Annotated in this window: 1 pseudogene; it reads left to right on the top strand. The window is 76.4% G+C overall.

The window, feature by feature from the left end:
* Positions 1 to 2: 2 nt before the first annotated feature.
* Positions 3 to 1688 (top strand): annotated as a pseudogene (locus LCE31_RS23505) (glycoside hydrolase family 13 protein); the annotation flags it as partial.
* Positions 1689 to 1950: the final 262 nt, after the last annotated feature.

Here is a 1950-nt window from a genome sequence, read left to right as displayed (position 1 = left end):
ACATGGTCCTCACGATGACCACGACATCGGCCCCGCCCGCCGCACCGGCCCGGGAGCCGGCCACCGACTGGTGGCGCGGCGCCGTGATCTACCAGGTGTACCCGCGCAGCTTCGCCGACGGGAACGGCGACGGCATGGGCGACCTCGCGGGCGCCCGCGCCCGGTTGCCGTACCTCAGGGACCTCGGCGTGGACGCCGTGTGGTTCAGCCCGTTCTACGCGTCGCCGCAGGCGGACGCCGGGTACGACGTCGCCGACTACCGTGCCGTCGACCCCGCCTTCGGCACCCTGCACGACGCCGACACACTCATCCGAGAGGCGCACGCGCTCGGGCTGCGCGTGATCGTCGACCTCGTCCCCAACCACTCCTCCGTGGAACACGAGTGGTTCCGGCGGGCCCTCGCCGAGGGGCCCGGGTCCGCGCCGCGCGACCGCTACCACTTCCGGCCCGGCAGGGGCCCGGGGGGGGCCCTGCCGCCCAACGACTGGGAATCCGTCTTCGGCGGCCCCGCCTGGACCCGTACGACGGACCCCGACGGCGCGCCCGGCGACTGGTACCTGCACCTGTTCGCACCCGAGCAGCCCGACTTCAACTGGGAACACCCCGCCGTCGCCGAGGAGTTCAGGTCCGTTCTGCGCTTCTGGCTCGACCTCGGCGCCGACGGCTTCCGCGTCGACGTCGCACACGGCCTCGTGAAGGCCCCCGGCCTGCCCGACATCGGCGGCAGCGGCCGGACGCGCCTGCTCTCCGGCGATGTCGTGCCGTACTTCGACCAGGACGGCGTGCACGAGATCTACCGCGAGTGGCGCACCCTCCTCGACTCGTACGCGGGCGAGCGCATCGCCGTCGCCGAGGCGTGGACCCCGACGATCGAGCGCGCCACCGGATACGTACGACCCGACGAACTGCACCAGGCGTTCAACTTCCCGTACCTGGAGACCTCCTGGGACGGCGCGGAGCTGCGGGCCGTCGTGGAGCGCTCGCTCGCCGCCATGGGCACCGTCGGCGCCCCCGCCACCTGGGTGCTCTCCAACCACGACGTGACCCGCCACGCCACCCGCTTCGCGGGCCCGCCCGGCGCGGGCCCGCAGACCCGCGAGCCCGGCGACCGCGTGCTCGGCCTGCGCCGGGCGAGGGCGGCGACGCTGCTGATGCTGGCCCTGCCCGGCTCCGCCTACGTCTACCAGGGCGAGGAACTCGGCCTGCCCGACGTCACCGACCTGCCCGACGAGGTGCGGCAGGACCCCTCGTACTTCCGCGGTGACGGGCAGGAGGGCCTGCGCGACGGCTGCCGGGTCCCGATCCCCTGGACCCGGCGGGGGAGTTCGTACGGGTTCGGCGCGGGCGGCAGCTGGCTGCCGCAGCCGCCCTCCTGGTCCGGGCTGAGCGTCGAGGCGCAGACCGGCGACCCCGGCTCGACGCTGGAGATGTACCGGAGCGCGCTCGCCGTGCGCAGGACCCACCCGGGGCTCGGCGCGGGCGACGGCGTCCAGTGGCTCGAGGCCCCGGCGGGCGTCGTGGCGTTCGCCAGGCCCGGCTTCGTCTGCGCGGCCAACACCACCGGCGATCCCGTACGGTTCGGCGCCCCCGGCCGGGTGCTGCTGACCAGCGGGGAGGCCCTCGGCGAAGGCGAAGGAGGCGCGCCCGGCACCGTGATCCCGCCGGACACGACGGTGTGGTGGACGCTTCTGCCGGACGACGCCGACAGGCCCGGACAGCCGGGCGACGGAGCGAGGCGGGACGCCGGGGCGACGGCGGCCCGCGGCGGGACGGCGCCAGGAGGCCCGTTGCGGGGATGATGCGCGGTCCGTCCCTACGGCCCCGGGGGGGGCCCCCGGCCCCCCCGCCCGGCCCTGCCCGGCGCGCCCGCCCGCGCGGGCCCGGCCCACCGCACGGGCGTCCACCCGGCCCGGGCGGGCGGCCGGGCCGTCGGCCTCGACGAGCAGGGCG

Origin of the sequence: Streptomyces sp. 8L (assembly GCF_020176795.1) — a bacterium.
GTDB lineage: Bacteria > Actinomycetota > Actinomycetes > Streptomycetales > Streptomycetaceae > Streptomyces.
This window is presented reverse-complemented; position numbering and strand designations above follow the sequence as displayed.